Origin of the sequence: Microbispora sitophila, from assembly GCF_014892245.1 — a bacterium.
Taxonomy (GTDB): domain Bacteria; phylum Actinomycetota; class Actinomycetes; order Streptosporangiales; family Streptosporangiaceae; genus Microbispora; species Microbispora siamensis.
Genome location: NZ_JADBGC010000024.1, coordinates 101855 through 121021 on the forward strand (window position 1 = coordinate 101855; position 19167 = coordinate 121021).

Annotated in this window: 21 protein-coding genes and 1 pseudogene; 11 read left to right on the forward strand and 11 right to left on the reverse strand. The window is 71.8% G+C overall.

Features of this window, described 5'->3' with window-relative positions; genetic code table 11:
- Nucleotides 1-24: 24 nt before the first annotated feature.
- From IL992_RS34975 to IL992_RS47945, 4 genes are all read right to left on the reverse strand, one after another.
- A complete protein-coding gene (locus IL992_RS34975; RefSeq protein ID WP_193207590.1) occupies nucleotides 25-1563 on the reverse strand; it encodes an FAD-dependent monooxygenase in 1539 nt (512 codons plus the stop codon).
- 209 nt (nucleotides 1564-1772) lie between these two features.
- Nucleotides 1773-2396, reverse strand: coding sequence for an acyl-CoA-like ligand-binding transcription factor (locus tag IL992_RS34980; RefSeq protein ID WP_193207591.1), 624 nt, complete (start codon nucleotides 2394-2396; stop codon nucleotides 1773-1775).
- Nucleotides 2397-2489: 93 nt separating this feature from the next.
- On the reverse strand, nucleotides 2490-2711 hold the full coding sequence (locus IL992_RS34985; RefSeq protein WP_193207592.1) for an EF-hand domain-containing protein: 222 nt from the start codon (nucleotides 2709-2711) through the stop codon (nucleotides 2490-2492).
- 101 nt (nucleotides 2712-2812) lie between these two features.
- A complete protein-coding gene (locus IL992_RS47945; RefSeq protein ID WP_264295153.1) occupies nucleotides 2813-3172 on the reverse strand; it encodes a hypothetical protein in 360 nt (119 codons plus the stop codon).
- Between IL992_RS47945 and IL992_RS34990 the strand changes: the two genes are divergently transcribed.
- Nucleotides 3137-3751: an SDR family NAD(P)-dependent oxidoreductase gene (locus IL992_RS34990; RefSeq protein WP_264295154.1), complete on the forward strand. Its 615-nt coding sequence runs from the start codon at nucleotides 3137-3139 to the stop codon at nucleotides 3749-3751. The two genes, IL992_RS47945 and IL992_RS34990, sit on opposite strands and share 36 nt — an antisense overlap.
- A 26-nt stretch (nucleotides 3752-3777) precedes the next feature.
- Here the strand turns inward: IL992_RS34990 and IL992_RS48655 are convergent, their stop codons facing one another.
- Together IL992_RS48655 and IL992_RS35000 are read right to left on the reverse strand one after the other, a co-directional pair.
- Entirely contained in the window at nucleotides 3778-6132 is a 2355-nt protein-coding gene (locus IL992_RS48655; protein ID WP_193207594.1) for a GH1 family beta-glucosidase, read from the reverse strand.
- A gap of 61 nt (nucleotides 6133-6193) precedes the next feature.
- A complete protein-coding gene (locus IL992_RS35000; RefSeq protein ID WP_193207595.1) occupies nucleotides 6194-6838 on the reverse strand; it encodes a TetR/AcrR family transcriptional regulator in 645 nt (214 codons plus the stop codon).
- A gap of 86 nt (nucleotides 6839-6924) precedes the next feature.
- Between IL992_RS35000 and IL992_RS49110 the strand changes: the two are divergent.
- From IL992_RS49110 to IL992_RS47950, 9 genes and pseudogenes are all read left to right on the forward strand, one after another.
- A pseudogene (locus IL992_RS49110) lies at nucleotides 6925-7092 on the forward strand (STAS domain-containing protein); the annotation flags it as partial.
- A 59-nt stretch (nucleotides 7093-7151) separates the two neighbouring features.
- Nucleotides 7152-8981: a glycosyltransferase family 2 protein gene (locus IL992_RS35005; protein ID WP_193207596.1), complete on the forward strand. Its 1830-nt coding sequence runs from the start codon at nucleotides 7152-7154 to the stop codon at nucleotides 8979-8981.
- Nucleotides 8982-9056: 75 nt separating this feature from the next.
- A complete protein-coding gene (locus IL992_RS48660) occupies nucleotides 9057-10118 on the forward strand; it encodes an energy-coupling factor ABC transporter permease (RefSeq protein WP_193207597.1) in 1062 nt (353 codons plus the stop codon).
- 98 nt (nucleotides 10119-10216) lie between these two features.
- Nucleotides 10217-10981 (forward strand): cobalt ECF transporter T component CbiQ, encoded by a 765-nt coding sequence (gene cbiQ / locus IL992_RS35015; RefSeq protein ID WP_193207598.1) that lies wholly within the window; start codon nucleotides 10217-10219, stop codon nucleotides 10979-10981.
- Nucleotides 10978-11730: an energy-coupling factor ABC transporter ATP-binding protein gene (locus IL992_RS35020; protein WP_193207599.1), complete on the forward strand. Its 753-nt coding sequence runs from the start codon at nucleotides 10978-10980 to the stop codon at nucleotides 11728-11730. The genes cbiQ and IL992_RS35020 overlap by 4 nt, the downstream gene beginning before the upstream one ends.
- Before the next feature lie 40 nt (nucleotides 11731-11770).
- Nucleotides 11771-12115 (forward strand): STAS domain-containing protein, encoded by a 345-nt coding sequence (locus IL992_RS35025; RefSeq protein ID WP_193207600.1) that lies wholly within the window; start codon nucleotides 11771-11773, stop codon nucleotides 12113-12115.
- A gap of 33 nt (nucleotides 12116-12148) precedes the next feature.
- Nucleotides 12149-12928, forward strand: a complete 780-nt coding sequence (locus IL992_RS35030) for an SDR family NAD(P)-dependent oxidoreductase (RefSeq protein WP_193207601.1) — start codon at nucleotides 12149-12151, stop codon at nucleotides 12926-12928.
- A 15-nt stretch (nucleotides 12929-12943) separates the two neighbouring features.
- Nucleotides 12944-13741, forward strand: coding sequence for a crotonase/enoyl-CoA hydratase family protein (locus tag IL992_RS35035; RefSeq protein ID WP_319019023.1), 798 nt, complete (start codon nucleotides 12944-12946; stop codon nucleotides 13739-13741).
- A 352-nt stretch (nucleotides 13742-14093) separates the two neighbouring features.
- Nucleotides 14094-14222, forward strand: coding sequence for a hypothetical protein (locus IL992_RS47950; protein WP_264295155.1), 129 nt, complete (start codon nucleotides 14094-14096; stop codon nucleotides 14220-14222).
- Nucleotides 14223-14323: 101 nt separating this feature from the next.
- Here IL992_RS47950 and IL992_RS35040 read toward each other — a convergent pair whose 3' ends face one another.
- Nucleotides 14324-15235 carry an SDR family oxidoreductase gene (locus IL992_RS35040; RefSeq protein ID WP_193207602.1) on the reverse strand — a complete coding sequence of 304 codons (912 nt, stop codon included), beginning with the start codon at nucleotides 15233-15235 and terminating at the stop codon, nucleotides 14324-14326.
- Nucleotides 15232-15834: a TetR/AcrR family transcriptional regulator gene (locus IL992_RS35045; protein ID WP_193207603.1), complete on the reverse strand. Its 603-nt coding sequence runs from the start codon at nucleotides 15832-15834 to the stop codon at nucleotides 15232-15234. The genes IL992_RS35040 and IL992_RS35045 overlap by 4 nt, the downstream gene beginning before the upstream one ends.
- A gap of 135 nt (nucleotides 15835-15969) precedes the next feature.
- Here IL992_RS35045 and IL992_RS35050 point away from each other — a divergent pair, with 135 nt between their 5' ends.
- Nucleotides 15970-16587, forward strand: a complete 618-nt coding sequence (locus IL992_RS35050) for a rhomboid family intramembrane serine protease (protein ID WP_193207604.1) — start codon at nucleotides 15970-15972, stop codon at nucleotides 16585-16587.
- Nucleotides 16588-16599: 12 nt separating this feature from the next.
- Here IL992_RS35050 and IL992_RS35055 read toward each other — a convergent pair whose 3' ends face one another.
- From IL992_RS35055 to serC, 3 genes are all read right to left on the reverse strand, one after another.
- Nucleotides 16600-17277, reverse strand: a complete 678-nt coding sequence (locus tag IL992_RS35055) for a hypothetical protein (RefSeq protein WP_193207605.1) — start codon at nucleotides 17275-17277, stop codon at nucleotides 16600-16602.
- Nucleotides 17274-17840 (reverse strand): RNA polymerase sigma factor, encoded by a 567-nt coding sequence (locus IL992_RS35060; protein ID WP_319019024.1) that lies wholly within the window; start codon nucleotides 17838-17840, stop codon nucleotides 17274-17276. The genes IL992_RS35055 and IL992_RS35060 overlap by 4 nt, the downstream gene beginning before the upstream one ends.
- Nucleotides 17841-17990: 150 nt before the next feature.
- On the reverse strand, nucleotides 17991-19115 hold the full coding sequence (gene serC, locus IL992_RS35065) for a phosphoserine transaminase (RefSeq protein WP_193207607.1): 1125 nt from the start codon (nucleotides 19113-19115) through the stop codon (nucleotides 17991-17993).
- Between the last annotated feature and the right edge of the window lie 52 nt (nucleotides 19116-19167).

The following is a 19167-nucleotide window of genomic DNA, read 5'->3' on the forward strand; positions in this document are numbered from 1 at the left end:
GCCCGGCGCGGAGCGTCGAAAGACTCAGCGGGCCGGGCCGAAGGCGGAGGTCAGCGCCGTACGGAGGGTGTCGCGCTGCTTCGCGTCCGGGCTGAGGGAGTCCGACGCCCAGGCCACGTAGCAGTCGGGACGCAGCAGCAGCGCGGTGGGGAGGCCGTCCCGGCTCGTCTTCGCGGTGACGAGGTCCACGCGGTCGCCCCAGCCGTCGAGGGCCCCGGCCAGCGCCCCGTCCGGCGTCAGGTCGAGGAGCAGCGGCCGGGCGGCCCTGGTCAGCTCGGCCAGTCGCACGGAGCCGGTCTCCGTCTCAAGGACGAGGTCGGGGGCCGGCCGACCGGTGAGGGGGTGAGTTCCTTCGAGGTCATACCTGATGTCCGCGCCGGACATCAGGTCCGCGATGTGCTGGGTGGTCCGCTCGTCGCGCAGCAACTCGGTGAACAGCACGCGCAGCGCCGTGACCTCGGGCCCGGGGGCGATGAGCGCCGACTGCGCCTGCGTGTGCATGACGACGCGCTCTGCGGCCGGCCGCCGCTCGGTCTCGTACGTGTCGAGCAGGCCGGGCGGGGCCCAGCCGTGGATCTCGGCGGCCAGCTTCCAGCCGAGGTTGACCGCGTCCTGGAGGCCCAGGTTGAGGCCGGGGCCGCCGATCGCGCTGTGCACGTGCGCGGCGTCGCCCAGCAGCAGCACCCGGCCGTCCCGGAACCGCTCGGCCAGGCGGGTGTTGCCGCCGGTCAGGCGGCGCAACTGGTGCGGGCCCGGGCCCGCGGGCGGGCCGAACGGCAGGTCGACGCCGAGCACGCGGCGCACGCTCTCCCTCAGCTCGTCGAGGCTCATCGGCTCGTCGTCGCCGTCCTGGTTCCACTCGGTGGTGTTGACGAGCGTCCCGGTGGGGAACGGCCCGTACACGAACAGACCGTGGTCGGTGCGGTGGTGCATGAACGGGGGGATCGGCCCGTAGCCGGGCACGTTCAGCACGCCGGTGACCGGGTCGATCAGCTCGGCGGGCATGCTGACGTGCGCGCCTCGGGAGACCGAGTCGTCCCTGGTCACCCCCGGAAAGCCGATGCCGCACAGCTTGCGGGTGACGCTGTGCCCGCCGTCCGCGCCGACGAGGTAGCGGGTTCGCAGCCGATAGGGCCCCTCGGGCCCGGCGATCTCCGCGGTGACGCCGTCCTCGTCCTGGGAGAGCCCGGTCAGCTCGTGTCCCCGGCGGATCTCCACGCCGAGTTCGAGCGCGCGCTCCTCCAGCACCTGCTCGATGCGGCGCTGCGGCACCGGCAGACCGTACATCGGATTGTCGTCGAGCCTGCTCAGGTCGAGAGGAAGCGCGCCGAACACGAAGGCAGGGCTCGGCCGGGGCGGCTCGGGGCTGCCGCTCAGTCGTTCGTACAGGCCGCGCCGGTCGAGGGCGCGTACGACCTGGCCGACCAGTCCGTTGGCCCGGTTCTCCTCCGTACGCCCGGGCAGGCGTTCCAGCACGATCGGCCGCACTCCGGCCAGGCTCAGCTCGCAGGCGAGCATGAGCCCGTTCGGTCCGGCTCCGGCGATCACGGCGTCGGTGGTCATGGCGGTCCTCCTTGGGGATTCTGCGGGCATGGCGAAGTCACGGCAGGGGGAATTGCGGCATGGCGGATTCGCGGCATGGCGAATGGAAGGGACGGCGCCGGGTGCTTACGGCGCCCGCGTCAGGGCGTGGAAGGCCGAGCGGCGTGCCGGCGTGGCACGTCACATCGCGAGTTCGGGAACGCCCCGGCGGGAGCTGGGGCGTCTTTCTGTCAGGGCTCGGGCAGTCCGGCGGCGAGCCGGTCGAGCGCGTCCTCGATGAGCGGTCGAACGGGCACCGGCGGGTCGGCCCGCAACCACTGGTCCATCGCCACCCTGATCGCTGCCCCCGCCGCGCCCGCCACCAGGCGCGGGTAGAGGTCGCGGGCGACGTCGGTGCCGGTCCGTTCGGCGATGGCCGCGGCCAGCTCGTCCTCGGCGATGGCGTTGGCCTTGAGCATCTCGCCCTGCAACGAGGGTTCGCTGATCATAAGCTGGATGCCGGTCTGCCACTGCTGGTCCGGCTGCCTGGCGTCGTAGCTCTCGCCCATCGCGAGCTGGGTGACCACGGCAATCTTGATGGCCTCCCACAGGGGTTCCGACGCCGGGCGGCGGCGCAGCTCCTGTGCGATCAGGCGGGCGCGGTCGAGGTGCCTGGCGGCGATCGCCTCGCCCTTGCTGGAGAAGTAGTTGTTGAAGGTCCGCGGAGCCACGCGCGCCTCCGCGGCGATGTCCTCCACGCGTACGTTCTCCAGCCCGCGCTCCACGGCGAGCCGGATCGCCGCCCAGCTCAGCGCGATGCGCGTCTCCTGCTTCTTGCGCTCGCGCAGCTTCGGACGCTCGCCTTCCCTGCTCACAGGATCACCATACAACTACTTGCGCATGGCGCAAAGATGCGGGAGGCGTAAATTTGCGTGTGGCGCAGTTTTTGTGCGCCTCATGCGGCGCTTTCAGTCGCGCGCGCCGGTCAGGCGGATGAACTCCTCCAGGGAGAACCGGCCGTCGGCGTCCACGTCGGCGTCCCGGTCGAGCGCGCCGATCGCCTCCGGCGGCAGGTCGGGAAAGTGTGACCGCAGCTCCGCCTCGGTGATGAAGCCGTCGCCGTCGCCGTCGATCGCCTCGAATTCGCGCTTGAGGGTCTCGAACCGCTCGTGGCTGAGTTCGTGAGTCACAAAAACCTGCCTTCGCACCGGGGGACGACACCAGACAACCTATGCCGTACGCCGCGAAAGATCGATGGCAGGCAGCTACTCGGGCCAGGCGGAGCCCTGAATCACCTCGACGAAGTCGATGCGCCGGAACCCGGGCACGAAGTGCTCCAGCACGTCGGCGTTGACGGTGCCGAACGTGGTGTCGGGACGATCCTTGAACCCCTCGGTGAACGCCGCCGGATCTGCCGCTTGAAGTCGGGACGCGGATGGGCGGCGACGACCGCGGCGACGTCCTCGGGGGCCAGGTCGGCGTACCCGATGCCGAGCACGTCGGCCTCCACCCCGGCGGTCACCAGGGCCACCTCGGGCTCCAGCCGGTAGGGGATCTCCGGCGTGGTGTGCAGGGCGATGCCCTCCCACACGCGCGGCAGCTCGCCGGGCGCGGCATGACGGTGTTCGCCGGGGTACGCGACGAGAGCCACGCCCCCGAAGGCACCCGTCCCGTGCTGCTCGACGTCACCGACGACGCGATGGTCGCGAGCGCGGCCAAGCTCGTCGGAGAGGAGTTCGGGCGGCTCGACGTGCTGGTCAACAACGCCGCGATCTGCGGCGACTACGGCGTCAGCCCGGCGGACGCGACGGCCGACCACATGCGCGCCACCTACGAGGTGGGCGTGTTCGGGGTCGTCACCGTCACCCGCGCGATGATCCCGCTGCTGCGGGCGGCCGGCGAGGCCAGGGTCGTCAATATGACCACCCGGCTGGCCTCCCTCACCCTCACCCAGGCGAAGGACGACTTCAACGTGGGGTGGGCGATGCTGGCCTACAACTCGGCGAAGAGCGCGCTCAACGCGCTCACCGTGCTCTACGCGAACGAGCTGGCCGGGTCCGGCGTCCTCGTCAACGCGGTCGACCCGGGCCACTGCGCCACCGACCTGACCGGCCACACCGGCACCCGTACGGCGGCCGAGGGCGCGGCGGTGGCCGTGCGGATGGCGACCCTTCCGCCCGGCGGCCCGACCGGCACGTTCAGCTCGGAGGAGGGCCCGATCCCCTGGTAGATCATCGCAGGTGAGGGTCGCGAGGGTCACGTCGTGGCGCGGACCACCAGGCGCGTGGGGAGGACGACGGGGCCGGCGTGGCGGCCGTCGAGGCGGGACAGGAGCAGGCGCGCCAGAGCCAGGGCCTGGTCCGCGGCGGGCACCCGGACGGTCGTGAGCGCCGGGGTCGTGCAGGAGGCGGCGTGGATGTCGCCGAAGCCGACGATCGCCAGGTCTTCCGGCACCCGCAGTCCCTCCTCACGCGCCGCCTCCATGGCGCCGATCGCCAGCTCGTCCGACGTGGCGAACACGGCGTCCAGGTCCTGGTCGCCGGACAGGAGCTCGCGGGCCGCGGCGGCGCCCGACCCGCTGTCCAGGCCGGCGAGCGCGATCACCGGTCGCAGCCCGTCCTCGTGGAGCGTGGCCAGGTGCCCGGCGAGGCGGTCCTGTACGGCGACGAGGTCCATGGGGCCGCAGATCACCCCGATACGGCGGCGGCCCCGGTCGAGCAGGTGCCGGGTGGCCGCCCTCGCGCCGCCCGCGTTGTCCACGTCCACGTGCGGCACGAGGGAGGCGATCGCGGGCTTGCCGAGCAGCACGACCGGCACTCCGGTGCGGGCGAGCCGCTCGGTGAGCGTGTCCGGGCCGTCCGGAGGGACCAGCACGACCCCGTCGACCTGCCGCGCCTCCACGTGCCGGAGGATGCGCCGATGGCTCTCGGCCGTGTCGGCGAGCATGAGCGTGATCTGCTTGCCGGCTCCTTCCAGGACGCTGGTGACGTACTGGACGACGGCGGAGGTCAGCGCCTCGCCGCCGTGCCGGGGAACCGACAGGACGAGTGCGACCGAGTCGGTCCGTCGGGTGACGAGGCTCCTGGCGGCGGCGTTGGGCACGTAGCCCAGCTCCTGCACGGCGCGCAGCACGGCGGCGCGCACATCGGGGCTGACCCGCGCCTCCCCGTTCACGACCCGCGAGACCGTGGCCCGGGAGACGCCTGAGCGGGCGGCGACGGTCTCGAGAGTGGGCCGCTTCGGCCGCTCCGCGCCGAGCCCGTTGCGCTTGATGACGTCGCGATACCACAGCGCGCTGTCCTTGAGCAGTCGCCGCTGCGTGGTGAAGTCGACGTGGACGATGCCGAACTTGCGCCGGTAGCCGTCCGCCCATTCGACGCAGTCGAGCAGCGACCACAGCAGGTAGCCGCGGACCCGGGCGCCCTGGTCGATCGAGGCCCGCAGGGCCCGCAGGTGCTCCTCGACGAAGCTGATCCGGTCGACGTCGTGGATGCCGTCGCCGGTCACGACGTCCTCGAAGTCGGCGCCGTTCTCGGTGATCATCAGCTCGGTCTCGGGATACTCCTCGGACAGGCGTCGCAGGAGCAGGGACAGGCCGCTCGGCATGATGGGCCAGCCCATGGCGGTGACGGCCGTGGGCACGCTGCAGAACAGGACGCCCTCGCTGCCCGGGAAGGCCGGGTCGGCCGCGGCACTGGGCTGGGCCTGCACCGCGATGGGCGTGTAGTAGTTGATCCCCAGCAGGTCGATGGGCCGCCCGATGAGATCGAGGTCCCCGTCGTGGATGTGGTCGAGCCCGGCGGTCTTCTCGATCAGGGGCAGCAGGTCTGCGGGGTAGCGGCCGCGCAGCACCGGCTCCAGGAACTGCCGGTTGTGCAGGGCGTCGATCCTCGCCACCGCCTCGGCGTCCTCTTGGGGGATGTCGGTGGACATGTCCCCGAGTTGCGCGGGGGTGAGGACGGGGGAGAGGTTCAGCACGACGCCGGCCCTGGCGGCGCCCTGGGCGCGCAGCGCCTCCAGGCCCAGCCCGTGCGCGAGCAGCATGTGGTGGGCGCTGACGAAGGCGTCGGCCGCCGACCGCACGCCCGGGGCGTGCACTCCCGAGGCGTGGCCGAGGAAGGCGGCGACCCAGGGCTCGTTGAACGTGAACCAGGTGTCCACGCGGTCGCCGATCCTGTCGTACACGACACGGGCGTAGTCGGCGAAGTGACGGGCCACCTCGCGCGAGGTCCACCCCCCGCGGTCCTGCAGCGCCCGCGGCAGGTCCCAGTGGTACAGCGTCGCGTACGGCGCGATGCCCGCCTCCAGCAACTCGTCCACGAGCCTGTCGTAGAAGTCGAGCCCCGGGCCGTTGACGCGGCCGTGCCCCTCCGGCAGCACGCGTGGCCAGCTGACCGAGAACCGGTAGGCGGCGATGCCCAGGTCCTGCATCAGCCGGACGTCCTCCGGGTGGCGCGCGTAGTGGTCGCAGGCCGGGTCGCCATAGGCCCCGCCCGCGAAGGCGTCCCAGATGGAGGGGCCCCGGCCGTCGCGGTCGGTGGCGCCCTCGATCTGGAACGCGGACGTGGACACTCCCCAGACGAAACCCTCTGGGAACAACGCGGTGCGCATCGACGCGAAACCCCCGGTGACTCGGTGAGCGCTCAGTCTGCCGCGTCGCGCGCCGGCCCCGCTACTCGGCGGCCGCCGGCGGTCCCGCCCGTGAGAAGCGCGAAGCCTCCAATGAGCGCGCAGCGGCCTCCACCGTGTCGCCCGCGCCCACGGCGAAGTCCCGGAGCAGGGCCTCGAAGCACTGCTCGGCGAGCGAGGGAGGGAAGAAATAGCCGCCGAGTTCGAGCGCGACGAGACCATGCACGCCGCACCACGCCTGATGCGCGAGCAGCAGCGGCTCGGCGGGACGGAAGCGCCCGCTCGCGAGGCACCGCCGGATCGCCGAAAGCGGCGCCTGCAACGCCTGAGCCCCCCACCGCTGGTCGTCGGATGTGGGAGTGAAGCCGAGCATGGTGGCGTACAGGCTGGTGTTCGCCAGCGCGTTGCCCCGGTAGGCGCGGCACAGCGCCATGAGGTCCGTCACCGGATCGGCGGTCTCCGGCACGCGGGCCAGGGCTCGGCCGAGTCTGGAGTAGCTCTCCCGTACGACCTCTGTGACCAGCTCGTCCATGCCGCCGAAGTGCGTGTAGACCGCCATCGTCGACACCCCGACTTCGGCGGCCAGGCGGCGGGTGGTGAGCGCCTGACGGCCTCCGGCATCCAGCAGCCGGGCGGCGGCCTCGATCAACCGGGTGCGTACGGCCGGATCGGCGGTTCGAGGACTCATCTGGCGCCTCCCCTTCATAACGATGTTATATATAGGTGAGAGCTCATAACGCTGTTATGGCTGGTGTGGTCGAGCAGGGAGCCGTGATGGGTCTCGTACACCTCCGCGTGGTCGCGGGCGGCCACTGCACGGTCGTACGGGTCGCGGGCGAGCTCGGGTCCCGTGACGCGGACCTCCTGGAGGCGCGGGTGCTGGCGGACTGGGCCGCGGGAGGCGCGGCTCACCTCGTCGTCGACCTGAGCGACGTGCCGTTCTGTGACTCGGCGCGGCGAAGGCGGGGTTGGGGCGGGTCGTCGGCACATAATGAAGGGCGATGGATACGGAGAGTGACCAGCGCGCCGATCGGGGGATCGACGTCAGCGTCGTCGTCCCGGCGTACAACCGCCGGGCGTCACTCGACCGTTGCCTCACCTCGCTGCTCGTGCAGCGGGTCGCCAAGGAGATCATCGTGGTCGACGGCGGCTCGCGGGACGGAACCCGGGCGCTGCTCGGCCTCTACGCCGCGCACCACCCCCGGCTGATCACCGTGGTCCAGGACGCCCAGCCCGGCACGCCCGGCGGCGCCCGCAACCGCGGACTGGAACGGGCGACCGGCAGATACGTCTTCTTCTGCGACGCGGGGGACCACCTCGCCCCCGACGCGCTGGCCCGCCTGGTCGCCGCGGCCGACCGGAACGGCGCCGACGTCGTCGTGGGGAAGGTCGCCGGTATGCGCCAGGGGTTGCGGGAGAGCGCCGACAGGGCCGCCTTAACCGCCGTCTACGACGATCTGTCCTGCTTCAAGCTCTTCCGCCGGGACTTCCTGGAACGGCACGCCATCCGCTTCGATGAGACGCAGCGGCGCGGCGAGGACATGGCCTTCACCGTCCACGCGTACTGTCACGCGCGGGTGATCTCGGTGGTCGCGGACGGGGACTGCTATCACGCGGAGGGCGGGGGTGAGGCGTCCGCGCGGGATCCGCTCGGCTGGCTGCGCGTGGTCCGCACGCCCATCGAGGTCATGGCGCGGCACGTGCCGCCCGGCGCGCTGCGCGACCGTCTGCTCCTGCGGCACCTGCGCCGCGACGTGCTGGCCCAGCTCGGGGTGCCGTTCCTGGCCGCCTGCGAGGCCGAGCGCGAGAAGATCGCCGTTGAGGTGGCCGACATCTGCGGCCAGTGGCTGACGCCGGGCGTGCGCGCCGGTCTCGACGGCGTGGACGCCGCCCGCGTCGCCGCGCTCGACGACCCCGACCGGCTCGTACGGCTCGCGCGCGTCGAGGCCGCGCCGCTGCGGCACCGGCTGACCGGGGTGGAGTGGCGGGGCGACCGCCTGGTGATCGAAGGGTGGGCCGCCCTCGCCGGCACGGACAGCACCGCACTGGAAGGCCTCGTATTGGACAGCACCGTGGGCCTGGTGCTGCGCGAGCGCCTGTCGCGTGAGGAGCGCGTGCCCTCCCTGACCCGCGGCGGGCCCGGCGCCGGATCCTTCACCGCCGTGCTCGACGTGGCCGCGCTGCCGGCCGGAGTGTGGGACGTCCATGTGGCCGTCGAGTGCGAGGGCGCGCGCAGGCTCGCCCGGCTCGGCTCCCGCCGCGAACCCGGTGCCGGCGCTCCGCCCGCCCGCCTGGTGGGCGGGGTCGTCGCGGTGCCCTTCCTCACCCGATCCCACGGCCACCTCGGCCTCGACGTCGGAGGGCACGTCGTCCGGATCCCCGCCGTCGTACGGCTGACGCGGGCGTGGTGGCGGGGCAGGCGGCTTCGAGTCGAGGGCCTGGCGCTGGTGGGCGAGGAGGCCGCCGCCGCGGCGGTACGGCACCTGATCTGGCGCGAGCGGGCGTCGGGGCGGGAACACCGCGAGCGGGCCGTGTCGGTGGGGCCACGGGAGTTCGCGGCCGAGACGGCAGGCCTGCGGCCCGGCACCTGGGACGCCTATCTCGAACTCGGCCTCGGCGGCCCGCCGGCGCGCTTCCCGGTCAAGGTCGCCGACGCGGACGCGCTGGGCCGGCCCCTGCGGTGGTGGCGCGGCGCGATGCGATGGGGAGTGGTGCAGTGGACCGTCCGGCCGTACGCCACGGCGGTCAACCGGCGGCTCAGTGTGTCGGTGCGGGTGGCGACCCCGTTGACCGTGGTCAGGCGGACGGTCCGGGTCCTGCGCCGGCACTAATTGCGAATTATTTGCAACAACAACTCGGTGCTCTAAAGTGGGAGGAGATTCGCCCGTTTCGAAGGGGTTATAGCCGTGCACGTGCCCGATGGGTTCTTTGACGTTCCCGTGTCCGTCGGCGCCGGGGTCTTCGCGGCCGCCGGGGTGGCCGTGTGCCTGCGGGGCGCCAAACGGGAGCTCGACGACCGGACCGCCCCCATGGCGGGCCTGGTGGCCGCGTTCATCTTCGCGGCGCAGATGCTCAACTTCCCCGTGGCGGCCGGCACCAGCGGTCACCTGCTCGGCGGGGCCCTGGCGGCGATACTCGTCGGGCCGTACACCGCCGTGTTGTGCGTCGCGGTCGTGCTGCTCGTCCAGGGGTTCTTCTTCGCCGACGGCGGGCTGACCGCGCTGGGCGTCAACATCACGCTGATGGCGATCGTGACCGCGGTGGTCGGCTGGGCGGTGTTCCGGCTGATCACCGGGGGCAAGCCACGCGGGCGGGCGACGCTGGTGGCCGCGTCGTTCGCGGCGGCGCTGGTCTCCGTCCCGGCGGCGGCGCTCGTCTTCACGGCCCTGTTCTGGCTCGGCGGCACCGCGCCGATCGAGGTGGGCTCGGTGGCCGCCGCGATGGGCGGCGTGCACCTGCTCATCGGGCTCGGCGAGGGCTTCATCACCGCGCTCACCGTGAGCAGCGTGCTGGCCGTGCGTCCCGACCTCGTGTACGGCGCGCGCGGGATGACCAGGGCGCTGACGCTGCGCACCGCCGACGGGGATGTGCAGGTGGGTCAGCAGGGCGCACCGGCGGCTCCGGAGGCGCCCTCGGCCGGGATCGGCCTGCGCCCGGTCCTGGTGGGCGGCGCTCTCGTGGCCGTGCTGCTGGCCGGCGTCGTCTCGTTCTACGCCTCCAGCGCTCCCGACGGGCTGGAGAAGGTGGCGGCGGACAAGGGCCTGAGCACGCAGGAGAAGCCGCACGCGGCGGAGGACGGCCCGCTGGCCGGATACAGCGTCAAGGGCGTGGAGAACCAGCGGCTGTCCGGCGGCCTGGCCGGGGTGGCGGGGGTCGCGCTGACGGTCGCGGCCGGAGGCGGCGTGTTCTACGTCGTCCGCCGGCGCCGGCGCGCGGCCGACGGAATGACGCCCGCGAGCGCCCAGTGATTCCGCCGAGTCCGGCGAGCACGACGCCGACGAGGCAGTGAGCGCCCTGCCCGCATCCGGGCGGGGTGGGTCCGCGATGATGACACTGTGAGTGCGAAGTGAGCGCCGGGCACCATCACCCGATCTACCGGCCCGCCGACACGCCCGTCCACCGGCTGCCGCCCCAGTGCAAGCTGGCGGCGGTCGTCGCGTTCGCGGTGTTCGTGGTCGCCACGCCGCGCGAGCGCTTCTGGGCGTTCGCCGTCGACGCGCTGCTGCTGGCCACCGTCGCGGTCGCCGCCCGGGTGCCTGCGGGCGCGATCGTGCGGCGCATGGCGATCGAGGTGCCTTTCGTGCTGTTCGCGGTGGCGATTCCGCTGATCGGCACGGGCGAGCGGGTCCAGGTGCTCGGCCTGTCGTTGAGCGCGCCCGGCCTGTGGGCGGCCTGGAACATCCTGGCCAAGGCCACGCTGGGCGTGGTCGCCTCGATCCTGCTGGCGGCCACGACCGAGCCCCGGATGATGCTGCTCGGCGCCGAGCGGCTGCGGCTGCCCCGGCTGCTCGTGCAGATCGCGACCTTCATGCTGCGCTACCTCGACGTGATCCTCGACCAGATGCGGCGCATGCGGATCGCCAGGGAGTCGCGGGGATTCGTCGCCAGGGACCTGCGGCAGGCCCCCGTGCTGGCGAAGTCGGCGGGCGCCCTGTTCATCCGCTCGTACGAGCGGGGGGAGCGGGTCCACCTCGCGATGCTGAGCCGCGGCTACACAGGCGAGATGCCGACGATTAGGGATATATCAGCGACTGGGCGAGACTGGGCGATGGCGGGCATGCTGCCTTGCCTCGCCGCGGTGACGGCCCTACTGGCGTGGAGCACGACATGACCTCCGGCAGCCCCTCGCTCACGGTGAGCAGGCTCGCGTACGCCTATCCCGACGGGACGCAGGCGTTGTACGGCGTGGACCTGACGATCGAGCGGGGGGAGCGGGTCGCCCTGCTCGGCCCGAACGGCGCGGGCAAGACCACGCTCGTCATGCACCTCAACGGCATTCTCACGGCCGGGCACGGGACGGTGGAGGTGGCCGGGCTCGCGGTGCGCGCGGACACCCTGCGGGAGATCCGCCGCCGGGTCGGGCTGGTGTTCCAGGATCCGGACGACCAGCTCTTCATGCCGACCGTGCGGGAGGACGTCGCGTTCGGCCCGGCCAACCTCGGACTGCGCGGCGCGGAACTCGACCGCCGCGTGCACGACGCGCTGGAGCGCGTCGGCATGCTGGACGCGATCGACCGGCCGCCGCACCACCTGTCCTTCGGTCAGCGCCGCAGGGTGGCGGTGGCCACGGTGCTGGCGATGGAGCCGGAGATCCTCGTCCTCGACGAGCCGTCGTCCAACCTCGACCCGGCGTCCCGCCGTGAGCTGGCCGAGATCCTCAAGGACCTGGACGTGACCGTGCTGATGGTCACCCACGACCTGCCGTACGCGCTGGAGCTGTGCGAGCGTTCGCTCATCATGTCCGAGGGGGTGATCGCCGCCGACGGGCCGACGCACGCGCTGCTCGCCGACGAGCGGTTGCTCGCCTCGCACCGGCTCGAACTTCCTTACGGCTTCGCCGTCCCTGCTCAGCGAGGGTGATGGATAAGTAAAGTGGGCCGGAGCTGAGGAGGTCCCGACGATGAAGCTGCGGCTCGCACGCCAATCGCTTTCCAACGCCGTCGTGGTGGCTGTGGAGGGGGAACTCGACCTGTTCACGGCTCCGTTCCTGCGTGACGAGATCCGGGACGCCATACGCGACGACGGCCCGACGCTCGTGCTGGACCTCGGCGAGCTGTCGTTCATGGACTCCAGCGGGCTCAGCGTGCTCATCGAGGCGTGGCGGCTGGCCACGAGCGAGGGCGGCGGGGTGTGCCTCGCCTCACCGCAGCCTCCGGTGGCCCGCATCCTGCGCACGACCGGCCTGGACCGGCGGATCAAGGTCTACCCCGACGTCGATACCGCGATTTTGCGGCACCCCGAGTAGAACTTCATTCGGTTCGCGCGTTAAGGTCCGGCTATGGATCTGAACGGAGCAGCAGCAATCATCTCGGGCGGTGCCAGCGGCCTCGGCGAGGCGACGGCCCGCGAGCTGGCCCGTGTCGGTGCGACCGTGGTCGTGGCCGACCTCAACGCGGAGCGCGGCAAGGCTCTGGCCGACGAGATCGGCGGCGTGTTCGCCCACACCGACGTGTCCGACGAGGCGTCGGTGCAGGCCGCGGTGGAGGCGGCGGTCGCTACCGGCAAGCCGTTGCGCGCCGTGATCAGCAGCGCCGGCATCGGCTGGGCGCAGCGCACCGTCGGACGGGACGGCTCGCCGCACGACCTGGCGTCCTACCGCAAGGTGATCGACGTCAACCTGATCGGAACCTTCAACCTCATGCGCATCGGCGCGGCGGCCATGGCCAAGACCGAGCCGGCGGACGAGGACGGCGCCCGCGGCGTCGTCATCAACACCGCGTCGGTCGCCGGCATCGAGGGCCAGACGGGCCAGGTGGCGTACTCGGCGTCGAAGGGCGGCATCATCGGCATGACCCTGCCCGCCGCCCGCGACCTCGCGGCCATCGGCGTCCGTGTGCTCACCATCGCGCCCGGGATCATCGACACCCCGATTTACGGGAAGATCGGCGACAAGAACGCCGAGGACTTCAAGGCCAAGCTCATCGGGCCCGTGGCGTTCCCGAAGCGGCTCGGCAAGGCCTCGGAGTTCGGCCACCTGGTGCGCACGCTGATCGAGAACGACTACATGAACGGCGAGGTCATCCGTTTCGACGGCGGCATCCGCTTCCAGCCCAAGTAAGCCGAGTGAGGTCAGGTGTCCGAGGTGAACTCCGGGCCGGCCGCTGAGCCGGACGAGGTACTCGTAGAGATCGTCGACGGCGGCGTGGCCGTCGTCACCATCAACCGGCCCAAGGCCAGGAACGCCGTGAACGGCGCGGTGGCGCGCGGGATCGCGGCCGCCCTGGACGAGCTGGACGAAAGCCCCGACGTGTCCGCGATCGTCCTCACCGGGGCCGGTGGCACGTTCTCGGCGGGCATGGACCTGAAGGGCTTCCTCACCGGCGACATGCCGGTGGTCGAGGGCCGGGGTTTCGGCGGCATCACCGAGGCGCCGCCGAAGAAGCCCATCATCGCCGCGGTCGAGGGGTACGCGCTGGCCGGCGGGTTCGAGCTGGCCTTGTCCTGCGATCTCGTCGTCGCGTCCGAGGAGGCCAAGTTCGGCCTGCCGGAGCCCAAGCGCGGCCTGGTCGCCGGCGCGGGCGGGATCATGCGGCTGCCGCGCAGAATCCCCTACCACGTCGCCATGGAGATCGCGCTGACCGGCGACCACTACCCGGCCGTCCGGCTGTACGAGCTGGGGCTGGTCAACCGGATCACGTACCCGGGCGAGGCGCTCAACGGCGCGCTCGAACTGGCCCGCACGATCGCGGCGAACGCGCCGCTGGCGCTCGCCGCGACCAAGCGGGTCATCGTCGAGTCGGCCGACTGGTCGCTCGACGAGATGTTCCGCAAGCAGGGCGAGATCATCACGCCCGTCTTCGGCTCCAAGGACGCCATGGAGGGCGCGGCGGCCTTCGCCGAGAAACGCGCTCCCGTCTGGAAGGGCGAGTAACCCGCACACCTCGTAAGACCGCTCGGGGCGCTCCGCGCAGTGCCCACTCGGGGCGCTCCGCGCAGGGGCGCCCCGAGTCGCTGCGGTTCGGATGTGCCTCCGGCGCCTGGGCGGTCCTTGGGGCAGCGTCTCTGTCCGACTGGGACGCGTCCTGACCCGGACGGAGGACGGCGCATCCGCCGCGATGATGACGTGCGCTCCCGTCCCGCTCTCCTAATTCATCGTCGAGTGTGACGTCAGTACGCCCACGGGCGTCACTTCCGCCAGGCCGGAGCAGTCCGGCATCGGTGGGCCGGTATCGACCCTCTCGATCGCCTATTTCGTCACCGCGAAGCTGGACGCGCCCGGTCCGGTGGTTCTCACCTGCCACGCCCGCGACGAAGACCACAGCCTCCGCATCGTCGCCGAGGGCAGGCTGATGGCGACCAGCGTGCCCGAGGTCGTCGCCTGGCCGACCCCCACGCCGTCCGCCGCGTCGTAACCGGACGCGACCGCGACGCCCGCACCAGGCCGGAGGAGGGCTGCGCCCCGTCACGAGGCGCACGGCGGAGCCCGGCCGCCGTGGGCGAGAGCGAAGCCGGGTCAGAGCGGGTCGCCGAGGGGGCCGTACTCGGCTTCCAGGGCGTTCGCCCAGTGGGCGGCGAAGTCCGGCTGCGTGCCGTCCACGTCGGTGAAGCCGTACTCCTTGTACAGCCCCCAAGTGGCCAGGGCGCGTCCGGTCTTGGCCATGATGCCGGGGTCGGCGGCCAGGGCGGCGACGGCCCGTCCCACATAGGCGGGGGTCTCGGAATGGGCGAAGTTCGGATCCTTCGCCACACCGTCGCGCCAGTTGGCCTCGGTCACGCCGAAGTGCTCCAGCATGGCCTCCGAACGCAGGAAACCCGGTGTGACGGCGACGGCCGCGACGCCGTACGGCTTGAGCTCCGCCGCCTGGGCCACGGCGAGGCGGATCACGGTGGACTTGGCGATGTCGTAGAAGAACGAGCCGCGATAGCGGGCGGTGTTGCCGTCGGTGACCTCCACGACCAGGCCGCTCCGGCGGGCGACCATCAGCGGCAGTGCGAACCGGCTCGTGACGATGTGGGTATCCACCGCCCGGCGCAGCAGCCGCAGGCCGGTGTCGAGGTCCTGCTCCCACAGAGGATGCTCCCAGTCGGTCAGCGCGTCGCCGCCCCACACCGAGTTGACCAGGACGTCGAGCCGCCCGTCCTGCTCGGCGGCGATCCGGTCGACCAGGGCGCGCACCTCCTCGGGGTCGCTGTGGTCGGTGCGCACGGCGATGCCGGTGCCACCGGCCGCTGTGACCCGCGCGGCGGTCTCCTCGACGGTCTCCGGGCGGTCCAGGTCGGAGCGGCCGGCCGTGCTGCTGCGGCCGGTGACGTAGACCGTGGCGCCCGCTGCCCCGAGTTCGACGGCGATGCCGCGTCCGCCGCCCCGCGTGCCTCCTGCCACCAGGGCGACCTTCCCGGCGAGCGGCTGTCTGTCGTCGTTCATCGTTTCTCCTCGCAGCGGTTGTGGGGCGCCAGGAGGGCGGTGACCGACCTCCTGAGCCGCTCCGGCAGCGTGCCCTGCCGGTCGAGGGCCCACGTCAGCCCGGTGCCGGCGATCAGCGCCTGGACGGACTCGGCCAGCGCGGCGGTGTCGGTGCCGGTCCGTAGCTCACCCTCGGCCACCGCCTCGTCCAGCAGGGCCAGGATCGCCCTTCGCTGCGCTTCGTGGATGACCAGGGCGTACTCGTGCAGTTGCGGATCGGTGAGGTCCATGCACAGGAACGCCAGGTGATTGGCGAAGCGCTCCGGGGTGTCCATGAGAGCCATCGACTCCTCGGCCAGCGCCAGGAGCGCCTCCAGCGGGGAGGGACGCCCCTGCCGCAGCCGCTCGTGGTGTGCCTCCGCGTCGTGCGCGGACTGCCTCGCCAGCGCAACCATCAGGCCGCGCTTGGACCCGAAGCGCTGCACGAGAGTGCCGGGCACGAGCCCCACCTCGTCGGCGACCGCGGCGAGGGTCAGCCCGGCCGGACCCACCCGGCCGATCACCTCGGCCGCCGCACGCAGGATCACCGAATCGTCCACCCCGCGGGGACGTCCCGCCACCGGCCCCTCCCATTTATAAATGACTGTTCATTTATAAATACAGCCGCCCGGGCTCTTCTGGCAAACCCGACGGCATGATCCCGGCGGATCGGGGCAGTCCGCTCGTTCGTGAGCGGGACTGCGTACGGTGAAACCATGAGTGATTCCGGGCCCGGGCTGCCCCGGCCGGGCCGGTCGATGCGGGAGCGGACGTCCGCGCTGCTCACCGGAGCCCTCGGCAGCGCGATCCTGATGATCGTGCTCGTCGGGGTGATGTGGGCGATCGAGATCGTCGACTACATGGAAAGCGGTCGGCTCGACAGGTACGGCATCGTCGCCCACGAGCCGGACGGCCTGCCCGGGATCCTGTTCGCGCCGTTCCTGCACGCGGGGTTCGGCCATCTGATGGCGAACTCGCTGCCGCTGCTGATCCTGGGGTTCGTGGCCGCCATCCGGGGGATCGGCAGGTTCCTCGCGGCGAGCCTGGTCATCATCCTGGTCAGCGGGCTGGGCGTGTGGTTCACCAGCCCGCCGGACACACTGACCATCGGCGCGAGCGGCCTCGTCTTCGGATACTTCGGTTATGTCGTGGCCCGGGGGTTGTTCGACCGCCGGACCCTCGACATCGTCCTCGGCGTCGTGGTCGCCGTGCTGTACTACTCGATCCTGTGGGGGGCCCTGCCCACCCAGCCGGGTGTCTCCTGGCAGGGCCACCTGTTCGGCCTCATCGGCGGCGTGATCGCCGCCTGGCTGCTCCGCCGCCGCAGGACCTGACCGGCGAACGGCTCAGGAGCCGGGAGGCGGGGTGGCGGTCCCGATGTCGAAGGCAGCGGGATCGTCGACGACCCGGCAGGGCTTCACGGGCCCTTCCGTCAGCCGGCCGGAGAACTGCCAGGCGACCCCCGGGTGGCCGGCGTCCGGCTCCACCGGATTCTCGTTGACCTCGATCATGACGATCTGCCCCGGCTCGATGAATTCGGGGTGGATGGTGATGCCGTTCTTCGGCCGGATGGCCTTACTGGACGCGAGATTCTCCGTCGCCCTCCGGATGCGCGCCTGGACGGCCGGGTCCTTGCTCTCCAGGTCCTTCTTGGCGAAGGAGGTCCGGTCGCCCTTCACCACGGGAGCGCGCCCGTAGGCGCACCTCTTGCCGAGCGGCAGATAGGTGATGTCGGCGTGCACGCCCATCTTCGCCAGGTCCCGCTCGACCTGGTCCGGGTCCCTGAACTCGTTGATCTTGAGGTTGATCGAGCCGTCCGGGTTCTTCGTCAGCGCGTACGCCGGGGTCTGCCCGCCGATCACCAGCGGTACGGCGACGGCCGCGGCGGCGGCGGCGATCGCGGCCCCGACCAGGAACCGGGGCCGGGCGATCCGGCGCACGGCCGGCACGCGCGTCCGTGCCTCCCGGGCCGCGATCTCCGCCTTGAGTTCCGCGAGCAGTCTGTCCTCGAAAGTGTCGTTCACTTCGTTCCTCCGATCAGTTCCATGACGCCGGGAAAGCGCTGGACCTGCCGCCGGGCGCGGTGCAGCCTGACCCGGGCGGTGCCCTGCCTGATGCCGAGCGCGGCGGCGGCCTCGGCGGGGCTGAGCCCGTCCACGGCCACGAGTTCCAGCAGCGCGCGGTCGCCGTCCGGCAGGTCGGCCATCGCCTCCAGCGCGAGGCGGGCCGGCGACTCGGCGTCGACGCGTTCCTCCAGGCGGGCGATGTCGTCGGCGTCGAGCAGGCGGCGGCCGGCGATCCTGCTGGTGGCGCGTAACTCCCTCGCCGTACGGCGGCGCTGTGCCAGCACCGTGTTGCGCGCCACGCCGTAGAGCCAGGCGATCTCGCTGCCCCTGTCCGGGCGGTAGGTGTGCGCGGAATCGAGCACGGCGAGGAACACCTCGGCCGTGAGGTCGGCGACGGTGTGCGGATCGTCCGCCCGCCTGGCCAGGAACCGCGTCACGGCGTCGACATGCCGCCGGTAGAAGGCTTCGAATTCATCGGGATCACGGGCGAAGCCCGCCGGACCCGTCTGTTCACGGCGCACCGGCGCTCCCCTCGGTCGTGTGACAGAACACATCCCTGCTTGGACGAAGCGCCGCACACCGTTACAGGTCCGGAAAAACGAAAAAGCCGACGGCCCGGAGACCGTCGGCGAGATCGGCGGCCGCCGGAGGGGCGGCCGCCGGGAGAACCACTAGAGACGCTCGACCACGTAGTCGACGCAGGAGGTCAGCGCCTCGACGTCGGCGGGGTCGATCGCCGGGAACATCGCGATCCGCAGCTGGTTGCGGCCGAGCTTGCGGTAGGGCTCGGTGTCCACGATGCCGTTGGCCCGCAGCACCTTCGCGACCGCCGCGGCGTCCACGGCGTCGTCGAAGTCGATGGTCCCGACGACGTTGGAGCGCTGCGCCGGGTCGGCCACGAACGGCGTGGTGTACGACGTCTTCTCGGCCCAGGTGTACAGCCGCGAGGCGGAGTCGGCCGACCGGGCGGTGGTCCACGCGAGGCCGCCCTGGGCGTTCATCCACTCGATCTGGTCGGCCAGCAGGAACAGCGTGGCGACCGCCGGGGTGTTGTACGTCTGGTCCTTGACCGAGTTGTCGATCGCGGTCGGCAGGCTGAAGAACTCGGGGACGAACCGGCCGCTCTCGGCGATCTCCGTCACCCGGGCCAGCGCCTTCGGCGAGAACAGCGCGATCCACAGGCCGCCGTCGGAGGCGAAGCTCTTCTGCGGGGCGAAGTAGTAGACGTCGAACTCCCCGGCGGAGACCGGCAGGCCGCCGGCGCCGCTGGTGGCGTCCACGAGGACGAGCGACTCGTCGTCCGCGCCACCGCTGGTCGGCCGCTTGATGGGCATGGCGACGCCGGTCGAGGTCTCGTTGTGGGTGAGCGCGTAGACGTCCACGCCCTCCTCGGCGACCGGCAGCGGGTGGCTGCCCGGCTCCGACTTGATCACCGAGGGGTCGGCGAGCCAGGGGGCCTTCTTCGCGACCGTCGCGAACTTCGAGGAGAACTCCCCGAAGTGCAGGTGCTGCGACTTCTCCCGGATCAGCCCGAAGGACGCGATGTCCCAGAACGCTGTGGTGCCGCCGTTGCCCAGCACGACCTCGTACCCCTCGGGGAGGGAGAACAGGTCGGTGAGCCCGGCGCGGACGCGGGCGACGAGGTTCTTCACCGGCTTCTGCCGGTGGGAGGTGCCCATCACCTTCGCCCCGGCGTCGGCGAGAGCGGCGAGCTGCTCGGGGCGTACCTTCGAGGGCCCGCAGCCGAAGCGGCCGTCGGCGGGCTTGATGTCAGCGGGAATCACGATGTCAGCCACGCTTCAAGCGTAGTGAGACCTGCGGATGCTCTAGACCATGGTCCGGATCGTG